The 13,689-nt window shown below is 55.7% G+C and carries 15 protein-coding genes and 1 other annotated feature; of the genes, 11 read left to right on the top strand and 4 right to left on the bottom strand.

Annotated elements, in window-relative coordinates:
- Positions 1 to 142 precede the first annotated feature (142 nt).
- Entirely contained in the window at positions 143 to 904 is a 762-nt protein-coding gene (locus tag ACQE3Z_RS04875; RefSeq protein ID WP_426972436.1) for a YciK family oxidoreductase, read from the top strand.
- Positions 904 to 1,497 (top strand): cob(I)yrinic acid a,c-diamide adenosyltransferase, encoded by a 594-nt coding sequence (cobO, locus tag ACQE3Z_RS04870; protein WP_250650053.1) that lies wholly within the window; start codon positions 904 to 906, stop codon positions 1,495 to 1,497. Before ACQE3Z_RS04875 ends, cobO begins: the two co-directional genes overlap by 1 nt.
- Positions 1,498 to 1,551: 54 nt before the next feature.
- Here the strand turns inward: cobO and rluB are convergent, their stop codons facing one another.
- From rluB to rnm, 3 genes are all read right to left on the bottom strand, one after another.
- The gene (gene rluB, locus ACQE3Z_RS04865) at positions 1,552 to 2,436 is read right to left on the bottom strand and encodes a 23S rRNA pseudouridine(2605) synthase RluB (RefSeq protein ID WP_426972435.1); all 885 of its coding nucleotides are present in this window, start codon (positions 2,434 to 2,436) and stop codon (positions 1,552 to 1,554) included.
- A gap of 268 nt (positions 2,437 to 2,704) precedes the next feature.
- Positions 2,705 to 3,325 (bottom strand): L-threonylcarbamoyladenylate synthase, encoded by a 621-nt coding sequence (locus ACQE3Z_RS04860; RefSeq protein ID WP_250650054.1) that lies wholly within the window; start codon positions 3,323 to 3,325, stop codon positions 2,705 to 2,707.
- Between the two features lie 13 nt (positions 3,326 to 3,338).
- On the bottom strand, positions 3,339 to 4,223 hold the full coding sequence (rnm, locus tag ACQE3Z_RS04855) for an RNase RNM (protein WP_250650055.1): 885 nt from the start codon (positions 4,221 to 4,223) through the stop codon (positions 3,339 to 3,341).
- A gap of 148 nt (positions 4,224 to 4,371) precedes the next feature.
- Positions 4,372 to 4,468: a sequence feature (Trp leader region), on the top strand.
- Between the two features lie 22 nt (positions 4,469 to 4,490).
- On the opposite strand from rnm, the gene ACQE3Z_RS04850 reads away from it, so the two are divergent.
- From ACQE3Z_RS04850 to ACQE3Z_RS04820, 7 genes are all read left to right on the top strand, one after another.
- The gene (locus ACQE3Z_RS04850) at positions 4,491 to 6,053 is read left to right on the top strand and encodes an anthranilate synthase component 1 (RefSeq protein WP_426972434.1); all 1,563 of its coding nucleotides are present in this window, start codon (positions 4,491 to 4,493) and stop codon (positions 6,051 to 6,053) included.
- Positions 6,053 to 6,631 (top strand): glutamine amidotransferase-related protein, encoded by a 579-nt coding sequence (locus ACQE3Z_RS04845; protein ID WP_250650057.1) that lies wholly within the window; start codon positions 6,053 to 6,055, stop codon positions 6,629 to 6,631. Before ACQE3Z_RS04850 ends, ACQE3Z_RS04845 begins: the two co-directional genes overlap by 1 nt.
- 15 nt (positions 6,632 to 6,646) lie before the next feature.
- Positions 6,647 to 7,645, top strand: coding sequence for an anthranilate phosphoribosyltransferase (gene trpD, locus ACQE3Z_RS04840; protein ID WP_426972433.1), 999 nt, complete (start codon positions 6,647 to 6,649; stop codon positions 7,643 to 7,645).
- A 2-nt stretch (positions 7,646 to 7,647) separates the two neighbouring features.
- Positions 7,648 to 9,006 (top strand): bifunctional indole-3-glycerol-phosphate synthase TrpC/phosphoribosylanthranilate isomerase TrpF, encoded by a 1,359-nt coding sequence (gene trpCF, locus ACQE3Z_RS04835; protein WP_426972432.1) that lies wholly within the window; start codon positions 7,648 to 7,650, stop codon positions 9,004 to 9,006.
- 45 nt (positions 9,007 to 9,051) lie between these two features.
- Positions 9,052 to 10,242, top strand: a complete 1,191-nt coding sequence (gene trpB / locus ACQE3Z_RS04830) for a tryptophan synthase subunit beta (RefSeq protein WP_426972431.1) — start codon at positions 9,052 to 9,054, stop codon at positions 10,240 to 10,242.
- Positions 10,242 to 11,045, top strand: a complete 804-nt coding sequence (gene trpA / locus ACQE3Z_RS04825; RefSeq protein WP_426972430.1) for a tryptophan synthase subunit alpha — start codon at positions 10,242 to 10,244, stop codon at positions 11,043 to 11,045. Before trpB ends, trpA begins: the two co-directional genes overlap by 1 nt.
- Positions 11,046 to 11,187: 142 nt before the next feature.
- The gene (locus ACQE3Z_RS04820; RefSeq protein ID WP_250650062.1) at positions 11,188 to 11,502 is read left to right on the top strand and encodes a BON domain-containing protein; all 315 of its coding nucleotides are present in this window, start codon (positions 11,188 to 11,190) and stop codon (positions 11,500 to 11,502) included.
- Between the two features lie 51 nt (positions 11,503 to 11,553).
- Here the strand turns inward: ACQE3Z_RS04820 and ompW are convergent, their stop codons facing one another.
- Positions 11,554 to 12,186 carry an outer membrane protein OmpW gene (gene ompW, locus ACQE3Z_RS04815; protein WP_426972428.1) on the bottom strand — a complete coding sequence of 211 codons (633 nt, stop codon included), beginning with the start codon at positions 12,184 to 12,186 and terminating at the stop codon, positions 11,554 to 11,556.
- A gap of 267 nt (positions 12,187 to 12,453) precedes the next feature.
- Here ompW and ACQE3Z_RS04810 point away from each other — a divergent pair, with 267 nt between their 5' ends.
- Together ACQE3Z_RS04810 and ACQE3Z_RS04805 are read left to right on the top strand one after the other, a co-directional pair.
- Positions 12,454 to 12,873, top strand: coding sequence for a YkgJ family cysteine cluster protein (locus tag ACQE3Z_RS04810; RefSeq protein WP_426972427.1), 420 nt, complete (start codon positions 12,454 to 12,456; stop codon positions 12,871 to 12,873).
- A gap of 25 nt (positions 12,874 to 12,898) precedes the next feature.
- On the top strand, positions 12,899 to 13,636 hold the full coding sequence (locus ACQE3Z_RS04805) for a YciC family protein (protein WP_426972425.1): 738 nt from the start codon (positions 12,899 to 12,901) through the stop codon (positions 13,634 to 13,636).
- The last annotated feature ends 53 nt before the right edge of the window (positions 13,637 to 13,689 follow it).

Below are 13,689 nucleotides of genomic sequence, written 5' to 3'. Positions count from 1 at the left end.
TCGGTCTGCTTCGTCGCCTGTAAAGCGGCTCGCCGCGGGGAAATGGGCGCTGCGACATTGAACTGGCGATATTTTTCAGGCATAACTCCTGCTTAGATCTTCTCAGCCCCGCGCTGAACCCTTACTCGCCGAGGAAGACGTTTTGCATTATCAACCGAAAAGCGATCTGCTTGATCAACGAATTATCCTTGTTACCGGCGCCAGCGATGGTATTGGACGTGAAGCGGCGCTCACCTACGCGCGCTATGGCGCGCAGGTTATCCTGCTGGGGCGCAATGCAGAAAAATTGCAGCGCGTCTGTGATGAAATCAGCGCACTGGGCAAAGCGACGCCGCTGATGCGTGTTCTCGATCTGGCTACGGTGACGCCGGAGAGCTGCCATCAGTTCGCCAGTGAACTGGCGCAGCAGGTCCCGCGCCTGGATGGCGTGCTTCATAATGCCGGTCTGCTGGGCGAAATCGTGCCGCTTGCCGATCTTGCGCCAGAGATATGGCAACAAGTGATGCGCGTCAATGTCGATGCCACCTTTTTCCTGACCCAGGCGCTGCTGCCGCTGTTGCTGAACGCAGAGTCGGGGTCGCTGGTTTTCACCAGTTCCAGCGTTGGCCGTGTGGGTCGCTCTGGCTGGGGCGCTTACGCTGTATCAAAGTTTGCTACCGAAGGCATGATGCAGGTGCTGGCGGAAGAGTATAAGAATCGTAATCTGCGGGTTAACTGCATTAATCCTGGCGGTACCCGCACCAAAATGCGCGCCAGCGCCTTCCCGGAAGAAGATGCGGACAAGCTGAAAACACCAGCGGAAATCATGCCTATCTATCTTTATCTGATGGGCGACGACAGCCGCCGCAAAACCGGCATCAGCTTTGATGCACAGCCGGGACGCAAGCCAGGACCAGCAGAATAATGGCCGCGCAGGATCGTCACCAGCAGCGGCAGCAGCGCCTGAAAGAACAGGTTGACGCCCGCATCGCCGCCGCCAGCGAAACCCGCGGCATTCTGATGGTGTTTACCGGCAACGGCAAAGGGAAAACCACCGCCGCATTCGGTACCGCAACGCGGGCGGCAGGACATCAGAAAAAGGTTGGCGTGATTCAGTTTATCAAAGGCGAGTGGCCCAACGGCGAGCGTAACCTGCTGGAAGCACACGGCGTTGAGTTCCAGGTTATGGCAACCGGGTTTACCTGGGAAACGCAGGATCGCGCGGCGGATACCGAGGCCTGCCTTGCCGTCTGGCAGCATGCGCGGCGTATGCTGCAGGATCCCATGCTCGATTTGGTCATTCTGGATGAAATAACCTATATGCTCAGCTTCGATTACCTTCCGCTGGCAGAGGTTATCGCTGCGCTCCAGCAGCGCCCCGCTCATCAAAGCGTGATTATTACCGGGCGCGGCTGCCACCGCGATATTCTGGCGCTGGCGGATACGGTCAGCGAAATGCGGCCGGTTAAACATGCCTTTGACGCCGGTATCCAGGCGCAACAGGGCATCGACTGGTAGAAAAAGAAAAGGCATCCCGAAGGATGCCTTTTCATACGCTTTCCGCGTTAACGCTTAACCGCGTTTAGGGCTTTCGCCGCGCTTTGCCGGACGACGATTGCCGCTTACCTGCGTATGGCGCTTCACTGCGCGACGGATCTGGTTCGCCTTGGTACGACGACGATCTTTTTCTACCGGCACCTTGCTGATGGTTTCCGGCGGCAATTCTACCAGCTCACGCAGATAGTTAACCGGCTGCAGATCCAGCTCGGTCCAGCCGCCACGCGGTAATCCCTTGGGTAACATGATATCGCCGTAACGTACGCGAATCAGACGGCTTACCTGAACGCCAACGGCTTCCCACAGACGACGAACCTCACGGTTGCGCCCTTCGGTCAGGGTAACGTTGTACCACTGGTTGATCCCTTCACCGCCGGTGAACTTAATGGTGCGGAACGAGGCCGGACCATCTTCCAGCTGTACGCCCAGGCTCAGCTGACGAATTTTCGCATCATCAACCTGCCCGAATACGCGTACCGCATATTCACGCTCTACTTCACGGCTGGGGTGCATCAAACGGTTAGCCAGTTCGCCATCGGTGGTAAACAGCAACAGACCGCAGGTGTTGACATCCAGACGCCCTACGGCAATCCAGCGCGCACCGCGCAGGCGTGGCAGACGATCGAACACCGTCGGACGCCCTTCAGGATCGTTGCGGGTACAGAGCTCGCCTTCCGGCTTGTAGTAAGCCAGTACGCGGCAAACCTGCTGGTTGGATTCACTAACGGAGACGACATGACCATCAATACGGATTTTTACCGTGGCGTTGGGTTCAATACGATCGCCTAACGTCGCCAGTTTGCCGTCTACGCTAATGCGCCCGGCAGAAATCATGGTTTCTATTTCACGACGAGAGCCATGCCCGGCCCGCGCCAATACTTTTTGTAACTTTTCGCTCATTGAGCTGCCTCACTGTCGCCTTCACAGGCGTCGTTTATTGCTTCTGTCACGGCGTGGCGAGCCATGACCTGAAAGGAGGGATTGCGCTGAGTCCGCCTTTTTATGGCGACCCGGTGCAATGTGGCCGCACAGTATACATGAAGTTTACCGACTTGCCTGTGTTTCCTGCACGCGCGCTTTCAGAGCGGATTGATAGTGCTGCTGATGGCTTTCCATCCGCCGCCCTTTTCTCCAGCTGCATTGACCGGCGCTTAACGCCGGTCAGGGTTTAGCGGAAAGGACGGATGTCGCCGACGCCTTCCCGAATGACTTCTGGCGTATCGCTGGTTAAGTCAACCACCGTGGTCGGCTGCTGTCCCAGCGTGCCGCCGTCAATAATCAGGTCCACCAGCTTGCCGATACGATCTTCAATCTCTTCCGGGTCGGACTCGGTAAAGTCATTGCCGGGCAGCATCAATGAGGTTGACATCATGGGCTCATTGAGCGCCTCCAGCAGCGCCAGCGCCACCGGATTAGAAGGCACACGCAGGCCAATGGTTTTACGCTTGTCATTCATCAAACGACGCGGTACCTCCTTGGTCCCTTTCAGAATAAAGGTGTAGTTACCCGGCGTGTTGTTTTTAATCAGCCGAAACGCGCTGTTATCCACATGCGCATAGGTTGACAGCTCAGAAAGATCGCGGCAAACCAGAGTAAAATTATGATTGCCATCCAGCTGACGAATACGGCAGATACGCTCCATGGCGTTTTTATCTTCCAGCCGACAGCCCAGCGCATAGCCTGAATCGGTAGGATAAACGATCACGCCGCCTTTATTCAGCGCATCAACGGCCTGGCCAATCAGGCGCGGCTGGGGATTGTCGGGATGAATATGAAACATCTGACTCATAGCTAACCTCTTATCACCTTTCCGTGGAGGGCATTAATGTGGGAAAGCGGGACCATACGGCTTCCACGCCGCCCGGCAGCCACAGCTTTTTACCCAGCTCTATCCACGGACAGGGTTGATGAAAATCAGAGCCCTGCGACGCCGCCAGCTGATATTCCTGTGCATAGCGTCCCAGTTGGCTGCGTTCGTTTGGCGGTTGCTGGCACTGCGCCACTTCCATAGCGTCGCCCCCAATTTCGGCGAAATGGGCGATCAGGCGTTTCAGCCATTTGGCTGATAAACCATAACGCCCCGGGTGCGCCAATACCGCATAACCACCGGAATGATGAATAGCATCAACGGCTTGTTTAATTGTACACCATTGTGGCGGCACGTAGCCGGTTTTGCCGCGCGCCAGATAATGTTTGAATACCTGGGCCATATTGTCGGCTTTACCCTGGGCGATTAGCCAGCGGGCAAAATGGCCGCGCGTGATCGCCCCGCCTGCGGCTAACGCCAGCGCGCCTTCAAGCGCGCCTGGGATCTGCGCCTTTTCCAGCCGCTCGGCCATAAGCCTGGCGCGCGCCATGCGACATTCATTCTGCCCGGCCAAAAATTCGGTGATGACCGGGTGCGCGGGATCGATGCCTAATCCCACAATATGAATTTCATGATTTTCCCACAGCGTAGAAGCCTCTACGCCATCAATCAAATGCAGCGGCAGCGCCTGCTGTGTAATCGCTTCTCTGGCGGCGGCTAAGCCGGCCACGCTATCGTGATCGGTAATCGCCAGTACGCCAACGCGCATTTCAACGGCGCGCAGCACCAGTTCCTGAGGGGATAACAGACCATCCGATGCGCGGGTATGGCTGTGTAAATCGTAAATGGGAAAGGCGCTTATTGGCGTGGTTGCGGTCAAAATAACTCCTGAAAAACATAAAACGTCGACGCATCATAACGGATTAACCGCTATATAAAAAAGTATTGACAATTACCCCCTGAACCCGTTAACTAGTACACAAGTTCACGCGGGGGTATCCATGATGATGTTTAAGCATAAATTGATGATGGGATGGTGGCGCACTTCTGCTGAAGGGCGACGATGTCACGCATCTGTATTGATCACATGCTGATACCTGAGCCCGCCGATGCGGGCTTTTTTTTGAGCGATTTTAGAGAACCGATTATGTTGAATGCAAAACCTGGATTGAAAGTGATTACCGGCTCGGCCCCCTATCGTGAAGATCCCGCTGCGGTTTTCCATCAGCTGTGCGGCGCCCGCCCGGCTACGCTGCTGCTGGAATCGGCGGATATTGACAGTAAACGTAACCTGAAAAGCCTGCTGATTGTTGACAGCGCGCTGCGCATTACCGCCCTCGGCAACCGTGTTACCGTGCAGGCGCTCTCGGAAAATGGCCGTCAATTGCTGCCGCTGCTGGATGCTGCGTTGCCCGCTGAGGTGAGTAATCAGCACCGTCCCGATGGTCGCGAGCTGCTATTTCCTGAAACAGGCGGCACCCAGGACGAGGACTCACGGCTGAAATCCCTGTCGGTTTTTGATGCGCTGCGCCTGATTGTCCAGCTGGTGGACGCGCCGCAGGATGAGCGCGAGTCGATGCTGCTCGGCGGACTGTTCGCCTACGATTTAGTGGCCGGCTTCGAGCCGCTGCCCGCCTTACGAAATGAGCAGCGCTGTCCGGATTATTGCTTCTATCTGGCCGAGACGCTGCTGGTGCTGGATCATCAGCACCAGAGCGCACGCCTGCAGGCCAGCCTGTTTGCTCCCTCTACCGATGAATTCCAGCGCCTGCAGCGCCGCATTCATCAACTGCATGAACAGATGTTACAGCCTCCCCAGCCGCTGCCGGTACAGCGCGTTGAGCAGATGACGCTGAGCTGTAGCCAGAGCGATGAAGAGTATTGCGAGGTGGTACGCAATATGCAGCAGGCGATCCGTGTGGGCGAAATTTTTCAGGTGGTGCCCTCACGCCGCTTCTCTCTGCCCTGCCCGTCGCCGCTGGCGGCTTACGAAACGCTGAAAAACAATAATCCCAGCCCCTATATGTTTTTTATGCAGGATCGCGACTTCACACTGTTCGGCGCTTCTCCGGAAAGCTCGCTGAAATATGACGCCGCCTCGCGCCAGATTGAAATCTATCCAATTGCCGGTTCGCGTCCGCGTGGTCGCCATGCCGATGGCTCGCTGGATCGCGATTTAGACAGCCGCATTGAGCTGGAGATGCGGACCGACCATAAAGAGCTGGCAGAACATCTGATGCTGGTTGATTTAGCGCGTAACGACCTGGCGCGCATCTGCGAGCCCGGCAGCCGCTACGTTGCCGATCTCACCAAGGTGGATCGCTATACCTTTATTATGCATTTGGTTTCACGCGTAGTGGGCACGCTGCGCCAGGATCTGGATGTGCTGCATGCCTATCGTGCCTGTATGAATATGGGCACCCTGAGCGGCGCGCCGAAAGTACGCGCCATGCAATTGATTGCCGGTGCGGAAGGCACGCGGCGCGGCGTATACGGTGGCGCGGTCGGCTATTTCACCGCCAGCGGCGACCTGGATACCTGCATTGTGATCCGTTCGGCTTATGTTGAAGATGGCATCGCTACCGTTCAGGCGGGGGCTGGCGTGGTGCTGGATTCACAGCCGCAGGCCGAAGCGGATGAAAGCCGCAACAAAGCGCGCGCCGTTTTGCGCGCCATCGCCACCGCTCATCATTGCCAGGAGACGTTCTAATGGCTGATATTCTGCTGCTCGATAATATCGACTCTTTCACCTACAACCTGGTCGATCAGCTCCGTACCTTTGGTCATCGCGTGGTGATTTACCGCAACACTGTGCCGGCCGATACCCTGATTGCGCGCCTGCAACAGATGGAAAACCCGGTGCTGATGCTATCGCCTGGCCCTGGCGCACCGGCTGAGGCGGGATGTATGCCTGAGCTGTTACAGCGTCTGCGCGGTCGCCTGCCGATTATCGGTATCTGCCTGGGTCATCAGGCGATTATTGAAGCTTACGGCGGTCACGTTGGTCAGGCCGGTGAAATTCTGCACGGTAAAGCCTCCGCTGTTACCCATGATAACCAGGCGATGTTTGCCGGGCTGAGTAATCCGCTGCCGGTCGCGCGTTATCACTCGCTGGTAGGCAGCAATACGCCTGACGAACTGACTATCAACGCCACATTTAACGAGATGGTGATGGCCGTGCGCCACGATGCTGACCGGGTATGCGGCTTTCAGTTTCATCCGGAATCAATTCTGACCACGCAGGGCGCGCGCCTGCTGGAACAAACTCTGGCCTGGGCGCTGGCATAAGCTAAGGAGAAAAGGATGCAACATATTCTGGAGAAACTTTATCAGGGGCTGATGCTAACCCGGGCAGAAAGCCACCAGCTGTTTAGCGCTATTATCACCGGCCAACTGGAACCAACGCAGCTGGCGGCAGCGCTGATAGCGATGAAAGTACGCGGCGAACGTCCGGAGGAGCTCGCCGGTGCCGCATCGGCTCTGCTGGCGGACGCACGTCCCTTTCCGCGCCCCGACTACGCCTTTGCGGATATTGTCGGCACCGGCGGCGATGGCAGCAACAGCATTAATATCTCCACCGCCAGCGCTTTTGTCGCAGCAACCTGCGGTTTAAAGGTGGCCAAGCACGGTAACCGTAGCGTCTCCAGCAAGTCCGGCTCGTCCGATCTGCTGGCGGCGTTCGGTATCAGCCTGGATTTACCGGCTGAACAGGCGCGTCAGGCGCTGGATGATCTTAACGTCTGTTTTCTGTTCGCTCCGCAGTATCACACCGGTTTTCGCCATGCGATGCCGGTACGCCAGCAGTTAAAAAGCCGGACGTTGTTTAACGTGCTGGGACCGCTAATTAATCCGGCGCGTCCGCCGCTGGCGGTGATTGGCGTTTACAGTCCGGAACTGGTGTTGCCGATTGCGGAAACGCTGCGTGTGCTGGGCTATCAGCGTGCGGCGGTGGTTCACGGTGGGGGTATGGACGAGGTGGCTATTCACAGCGCCACGCAGGTTGCGGAACTGCGCGACGGCGATATCACCAGCTATCAGCTGACCCCAGATGATTTCGGCCTGCCGTATCATACTAAAGAGTCGCTGGCAGGCGGGTCGCCGGAAGAAAACCGTGACATTCTGACGCAATTGCTCCAGGGTAAAGGCGAGCAGGCGCACCAGCACGCCGTGGCGGTTAACGTTGCTATGTTATTGAAAATTTTCGGCAATGAGGATTTACGTGATAATGCTCAGCGCGCGCTGAAAGCGATTGCGAGCGGTCAGGCTTACGAGCGCGTTGTCGCGCTGGCAGCAAGAGGCTAGAGATGCAAACCGTACTGAATGAGATCATCCGGGATAAAAGGCTGTGGGTGGAAAATCGCAAGACGCTCCAGCCGCTGACCTCTTTTCAGCAGCAACTGGTGCCCTCAACCCGCAGTTTTTATCATGCGCTACAGGGCGCCCGCACCGCTTTTATTCTTGAGTGTAAAAAAGCATCGCCCTCCAAAGGGGTGATCCGTGCCGATTTCGATCCGGTAGCCATAGCTGAAGTTTATAAAGATTATGCGTCAGCCATTTCCGTGCTCACCGACGAGGCGTGGTTTCAGGGCAGTTTTGACTACCTGCCGCTGGTGAGCGCAGCGGTTAGCCAGCCGGTGCTGTGCAAAGATTTTATTATCGATCCCTGGCAGATTTACCTGGCGCGCTTTTATCAGGCCGATGCGGTATTGCTGATGCTTTCCGTGCTGGATGATGAACAGTATCGACAGCTGGCTGCGGTGGCGCACAGCCTGGAAATGGGAATTCTGACCGAAGTCAGTAACGAAGCTGAACTGGAGCGCGCGCTGGCGCTGAACGCCAGAGTTGTAGGTATCAATAACCGCGACCTGCGTGACCTGTCGGTTAATCTGGATCGTACCCGCCAGCTGGCGCCACGATGTGGTCACGGCGTCACGGTAATCAGTGAATCTGGCATCAAGAGCTATGCGCAGGTTCGTGAACTGAGCCGTTTTGCCAGCGGTTTTTTAATCGGCTCCGCCCTGATGAGCGAAGCGGATCTTCATCTGGCGGTACGACGCGTGCTGCTGGGAGATAACAAAGTTTGCGGCCTGACCCGACCAAAAGATGCCTTTGCGGCCTGGCAGGCAGGCGCCATTTATGGCGGCTTGATTTTCGCTGAGGGATCGCCGCGTAAAGTTGATATTGCCCAGGCGCGACAGGTGATTGCAGCGGCCCCTTTGGGCTACGTGGGCGTGTTCCGCAATGCGACTATCGGTGACGTTGTCACAACCAGCCGTGCGCTGTCCCTGAGCGCCGTTCAGCTGCACGGCAGTGAAGATCAGGCCTATATTGATACGCTGCGCGATGAACTGCCGCCAGAAATCGCGATATGGAAAGCGCTTAGCGTGAGCAATCGACTTCCGACGCGCAATCTCGCCCATGTCGATCGCTATGTCTTTGATAATGGCGCTGGCGGCAGCGGCCAGCGTTTCGACTGGTCATTACTCACCGGTCAGCAGCTGGATAATGTGCTGCTGGCGGGCGGTCTCGGTGCAGATAATTGCGTATCGGCAGCGCAGCTGGGCTGCGCCGGGCTCGATTTTAATTCCGGTGTTGAAAGCGCGCCGGGCATCAAGGATGCCGAAAAGATCGCCGCAGTTTTTCAAACGCTGCGCGCCTACTGACAGCATACGTCCGCACCGCGGGCGGTGATAAGGAAAATAACGCACATGACATTACTGAACCCCTACTTTGGCGAATTTGGCGGCATGTATGTTCCACAAATTCTGATGCCTGCGCTGCGCCAGCTGGAAGAGGCCTTTGTTAGCGCCCAACGCGACGCCGATTTTCAGGCGGAGTTTAACGGTCTGCTGAAGAATTATGCCGGGCGTCCTACTGCGCTGACGCGTTGCCAGAACCTGACCAAAGGCACTAAAACGCGTCTCTATCTAAAGCGTGAAGATTTGCTGCACGGCGGCGCGCATAAAACCAATCAGGTTCTGGGCCAGGCGCTACTGGCGAAACGGATGGGCAAAACGGAAATCATTGCCGAAACCGGCGCGGGTCAGCATGGCGTCGCCTCGGCTCTCGCCAGTGCCCTGCTGGGCCTGAAATGCCGTATCTATATGGGCGCAAAAGATGTTGAACGTCAGTCGCCCAATGTTTTCCGCATGCGTTTGATGGGCGCCGAAGTGATCCCGGTTCACAGTGGCTCCGCGACGCTGAAGGATGCCTGTAATGAGGCGCTGCGTGACTGGTCCGGCAGCTATGAAACCGCGCACTATATGCTCGGCACCGCCGCAGGACCGCATCCTTATCCTACTATTGTGCGTGAGTTTCAGCGGATGATTGGCGAAGAGACCAAAGCGCAGATCATGCAGGCTGAAGGACGTCTGCCGGATGCGGTGATCGCCTGCGTGGGCGGCGGCTCAAACGCTATCGGTATGTTTGCCGACTTTATTGATGAGAAAGATGTCGGCCTGATTGGCGTTGAGCCTGCCGGGCACGGTATTGAAACCGGCGAGCATGGCGCACCGCTGAAGCATGGACGGGTTGGCATCTATTTCGGCATGAAGGCACCGATGATGCAGACTGAGGATGGTCAGATTGAAGAGTCCTATTCCATTTCCGCCGGGCTGGATTTCCCGTCGGTGGGACCGCAGCATGCACATCTGAACAGCATTGGCCGCGCGGAATATGTATCCATTACCGATAACGAAGCGCTGGCGGCTTTTAAACAGCTTTGCCGGGCGGAAGGTATTATCCCGGCTCTGGAATCAGCGCATGCGCTGGCCTGGGCCCTGAAGATGATTCAGCAAGATCCAGAAAAAGAGCAGCTGCTGGTGGTTAATCTTTCCGGCCGCGGCGACAAAGATATTTTTACCGTTCACGATATTCTGAAAGCGCAGGGAGAGATCTAATGGAACGTTATGAACAGCTGTTTAAACGTCTGCAGGCCAGCAAAGAAGGCGCTTTTGTTCCTTTTGTCACGCTGGGCGATCCCTCGCCGGAACTCTCTTTGCAGATTATCGATACGCTGGTGGCCGCTGGCGCCGACGCCCTTGAGTTAGGTATTCCTTTCTCCGATCCGCTGGCGGATGGGCCGACTATTCAGAACGCCACGCTGCGCGCCTTTGCTGCCGGAACCACGCCGGCGCAATGTTTTGAGATGCTAACGACCATACGTCAGAAATATCCCGATTTACCGATTGGGCTGCTGATGTACGCAAACCTGGTGTTTACTAACGGCGTCGATGAATTTTATGCCCGCTGCGAACAGGCTGGCGTCGATTCGGTGCTGGTTGCCGACGTGCCGGTTGAAGAGTCAGGCCCTTTCCGTCAGGCAGCGATGCGTCACAATATCGCGCCGATATTTATTTGCCCGCCTAACGCCGATGACGATTTGCTGCGCGCGGTCGCTTCTTACGGACGTGGCTATATCTATCTTTTGTCGCGTGCCGGCGTTACCGGAGCGGAGAAGCGCGCCAGCCTGCCGTTAAAGCATTTAATCGACAAGCTGCGTGAGTACCATGCCGCGCCGACGCTGCAAGGTTTCGGCATTTCGGAACCCTCGCAGGTAAAAGAGGCGATTGCGGCTGGTGCAGACGGCGCAATTTCCGGCTCGGCCATTGTAAAAATTATTGAGAAGCACCACGCTGAACCGGAAGTGATGCTTGCCGAGCTGAAACGTTTTGTCAGCGAACTGAAAGCGGCTACCCGCTAAATCCTCTGTGCCTTGCCTCTGGTAAGGCACTCTTTATCCGCGCCTTTTCTCCTGCCCGTTTGTATTTCCCACTATTGTCTACCACACTTAATGAGCCGCTAATCGAAGCGGCAACGCCTTTTTTATGACAGGGAGTAGCGATATGAAAGCTGTTAAATTGTTTACCGGAACAGTGGCTGCTGCGGCGGTAGCCATGATGCTGAGCGCCTGCGCCCCGACTTCCACCCAGGAAGGAACCGGGGGATATATTGATGACACGGTGATCACCACCAAGGTGAAATCTCAGTTCCTGGGCGACGAATCACTGAAAGCACGTGAAATAAATGTGGAAACCTTTAAAGGTCGGGTACAGCTCAGCGGCTTTGTTTCTTCGCCGCAGATGGCTAACCATGCGGTAGAAGTGACGCGCCGCGTGCCGGGCGTGAAATCGGTGGTCAATAATATGCAGATTAAATAATTTTCCGCTCAGGCCGCTATGCCAGCGGCCTTATGCGTTTTAGCAGCACAATCAGAAGCGGTAACCCACGCCAAAGAAGAACACCCAGGGATCAATACGCGTATCGATATTCTGCTGCTGACCGCCCGCTTTGAATTTGACCTCGGTATCAATATCCATATACCAGACCGACATATTCAGCATCCAGTCTTGATCGATTTCATAATCCAGCCCCACCTGACCGGCCATGCCCCATGAATTTTTTACACTGAGATCGCTCAGGCCCGCGTCGCGCCCGGTCTGGTTAAAATCAGTATCGTAAAAGGTGGTGTAGTTAATCCCGGCCCCGACATAAGGACGCAGCTTACTGTTGCTGTCAAAAAAGTAATATTGCGCCATTAGCGTTGGCGGTAGCTGACGTACGGTTGCCAGCGTACCCGTCGCGGCGAGGCTGACTTTATGGCGAAACGGTGTCGCCGCCAGCAGCTCTACGCCAATATTATCAGTGGCCATCCAGGTGAACGTCAGACCAAGCTGCGTATTGTTATCCACATCAAAAGAGCCCATTCCCAGCACGTTATCCGATCCTTCAGAGGGACGAACCGTCGCGCTACCCGCACGTACAAAAAAGTCGCCCGCCTGATGGGCGCTGGCAATAACCGGAAATGCCGAGAGGAACGCCAATGCTAATGCAGCCCGTTTCATAACTACTCCTTGTGTAATTAAAAGGGATTAACCCCTACCCACTCATAAGTAATAAAAAAGTGTCAGAAGCACCTTTTACAACGAAACGGCTGAAAAATCATGTAGATCAAATTTTTCACAGCGCTTAAAAAAGGCAACATTGATTTAGATCAATAAACAAAGCGGTAACAGCTGTGAAATTCCCGTTGCAGGACGTTACATGAAAGATTATTTTTCTGATCTTCCCGTGTGATTTTGGTTCGATGCCTCGGAGGGGCGGGCGATCAAATGAGCGATAATTTTAATCCTTGTGTTTCCTGTGGCGCCTGCTGCGCCCATTTCCGTGTTTCCTTCTACTGGGCTGAGGCAGATGATGCCGGTGGAGGCGTTCCCGCCGATCTCACCGAGCCGCTTAATTTGCTGATGCGCAACATGCGTGGCACAAATGCCCGTACGCCGCGCTGTGTTGCTTTGCAGGGCGAAGTGGGTCAGTGCGTCTCCTGTGGTATTTACGAACAGCGTCCGTCGCCCTGCCGTGAATTTGCCATGTCCGGTGAAAATGGTGTCTGGAATGAAGCCTGTGATCTTGCCCGGGCAAAATATGGTCTGCCGCCGCTGTTTTTTTCATCAAACCCGCCACTTACTGAAAGTTATGTAAGTCTGGGTGCCAGTCCCGCGTCAGACCATGTACAATCGCCGGATCTGTAAACCGGTAATTACCAAAGGAGTGTACATGTCCATCACGGCGGGCTCGCTATACCGTGACACGGGGAATTTTTTGCGTCATCAGCTGGTCACGATTGTGCTGATAGCATTACTGACATCACTGATTACAGTGATGATTGGTCATGTGTTAACACCGGACGCAGAACAGCTCTCGATACTGAGCGAAGGCGATAACGGCGGCGCCACTTCGTTAATTGAGGTGATCCAAAACCTGTCGCCGGAACAGCAGCAGGTTCTGCTACGCGCTTCAGCAGCCGGTACGTTTGCCTCTCTGGTCGGTAATACGTTGCTGCTCGGTGCCATGCTTTGCCTGATCCCGCTGGTGTCGGCGGGTCAACGAACCAGCGCGCTGCGGGCGATTGGCGCTTCTGCTCCTTTGCTGCCGCGTCTGCTGCTGTTGACCTTTCTGATTACGCTGGTGGTGCAGTTGGGCTTTATGGTGCTGGTTATTCCGGGCGTGATTCTGGGTATCCTGCTTTCTCTGGCGCCGGTAATTCTGGCGATTGAGAAAACCGGTATTCTTGCCGCGCTGCGCACCAGTTCCCGTCTCGCCTGGGCGCATATGCGTCTGATCGCACCGGCGGTCATCGTCTGGTTGCTGGCTAAAATGGCCTTGCTGCTGCTGGCCTCTTCCTTTACCGTCCTGCCGGCTAATGTCGCTTCTGTGTTGCTTAATGCGTTAAGCAATCTGGTTTCGGCAATATTAGTTATTTATCTGTTCCGTCTTTATATGCTGCTGCGTTAAGTCCTGACGGCATACTTTGTATGCCGTTATTCTTTTCTGCCGGGCACGATCTG

It is taken from the genome of Pantoea sp. FN0307 (assembly GCF_050113815.1).
GTDB lineage: Bacteria > Pseudomonadota > Gammaproteobacteria > Enterobacterales > Enterobacteriaceae > Mixta > Mixta alhagi.
The sequence above is the reverse complement of the archived record's forward strand: the minus strand, read 5'-3'. Positions and strand labels throughout refer to the sequence as shown.

Bases quoted from the DNA above. Each gene is read 5' to 3' on its own strand.
- cobO (WP_250650053.1), top strand. From the start codon at position 904: ATGGCCGCGCAGGATCGTCACCAGCAGCGGCAGCAGCGCCTGAAAGAA.
- rluB (WP_426972435.1), bottom strand. From the start codon at position 2,436: ATGAGCGAAAAGTTACAAAAAGTATTGGCGCGGGCCGGGCATGGCTCT.
- ACQE3Z_RS04860 (WP_250650054.1), bottom strand. From the start codon at position 3,325: ATGAGTCAGATGTTTCATATTCATCCCGACAATCCCCAGCCGCGCCTG.
- ACQE3Z_RS04850 (WP_426972434.1), top strand. From the start codon at position 4,491: ATGTTGAATGCAAAACCTGGATTGAAAGTGATTACCGGCTCGGCCCCC.
- ACQE3Z_RS04845 (WP_250650057.1), top strand. From the start codon at position 6,053: ATGGCTGATATTCTGCTGCTCGATAATATCGACTCTTTCACCTACAAC.
- trpD (WP_426972433.1), top strand. From the start codon at position 6,647: ATGCAACATATTCTGGAGAAACTTTATCAGGGGCTGATGCTAACCCGG.
- trpCF (WP_426972432.1), top strand. From the start codon at position 7,648: ATGCAAACCGTACTGAATGAGATCATCCGGGATAAAAGGCTGTGGGTG.
- trpB (WP_426972431.1), top strand. From the start codon at position 9,052: ATGACATTACTGAACCCCTACTTTGGCGAATTTGGCGGCATGTATGTT.
- trpA (WP_426972430.1), top strand. From the start codon at position 10,242: ATGGAACGTTATGAACAGCTGTTTAAACGTCTGCAGGCCAGCAAAGAA.
- ACQE3Z_RS04820 (WP_250650062.1), top strand. From the start codon at position 11,188: ATGAAAGCTGTTAAATTGTTTACCGGAACAGTGGCTGCTGCGGCGGTA.
- ompW (WP_426972428.1), bottom strand. From the start codon at position 12,186: ATGAAACGGGCTGCATTAGCATTGGCGTTCCTCTCGGCATTTCCGGTT.
- ACQE3Z_RS04810 (WP_426972427.1), top strand. From the start codon at position 12,454: ATGAGCGATAATTTTAATCCTTGTGTTTCCTGTGGCGCCTGCTGCGCC.
- ACQE3Z_RS04805 (WP_426972425.1), top strand. From the start codon at position 12,899: ATGTCCATCACGGCGGGCTCGCTATACCGTGACACGGGGAATTTTTTG.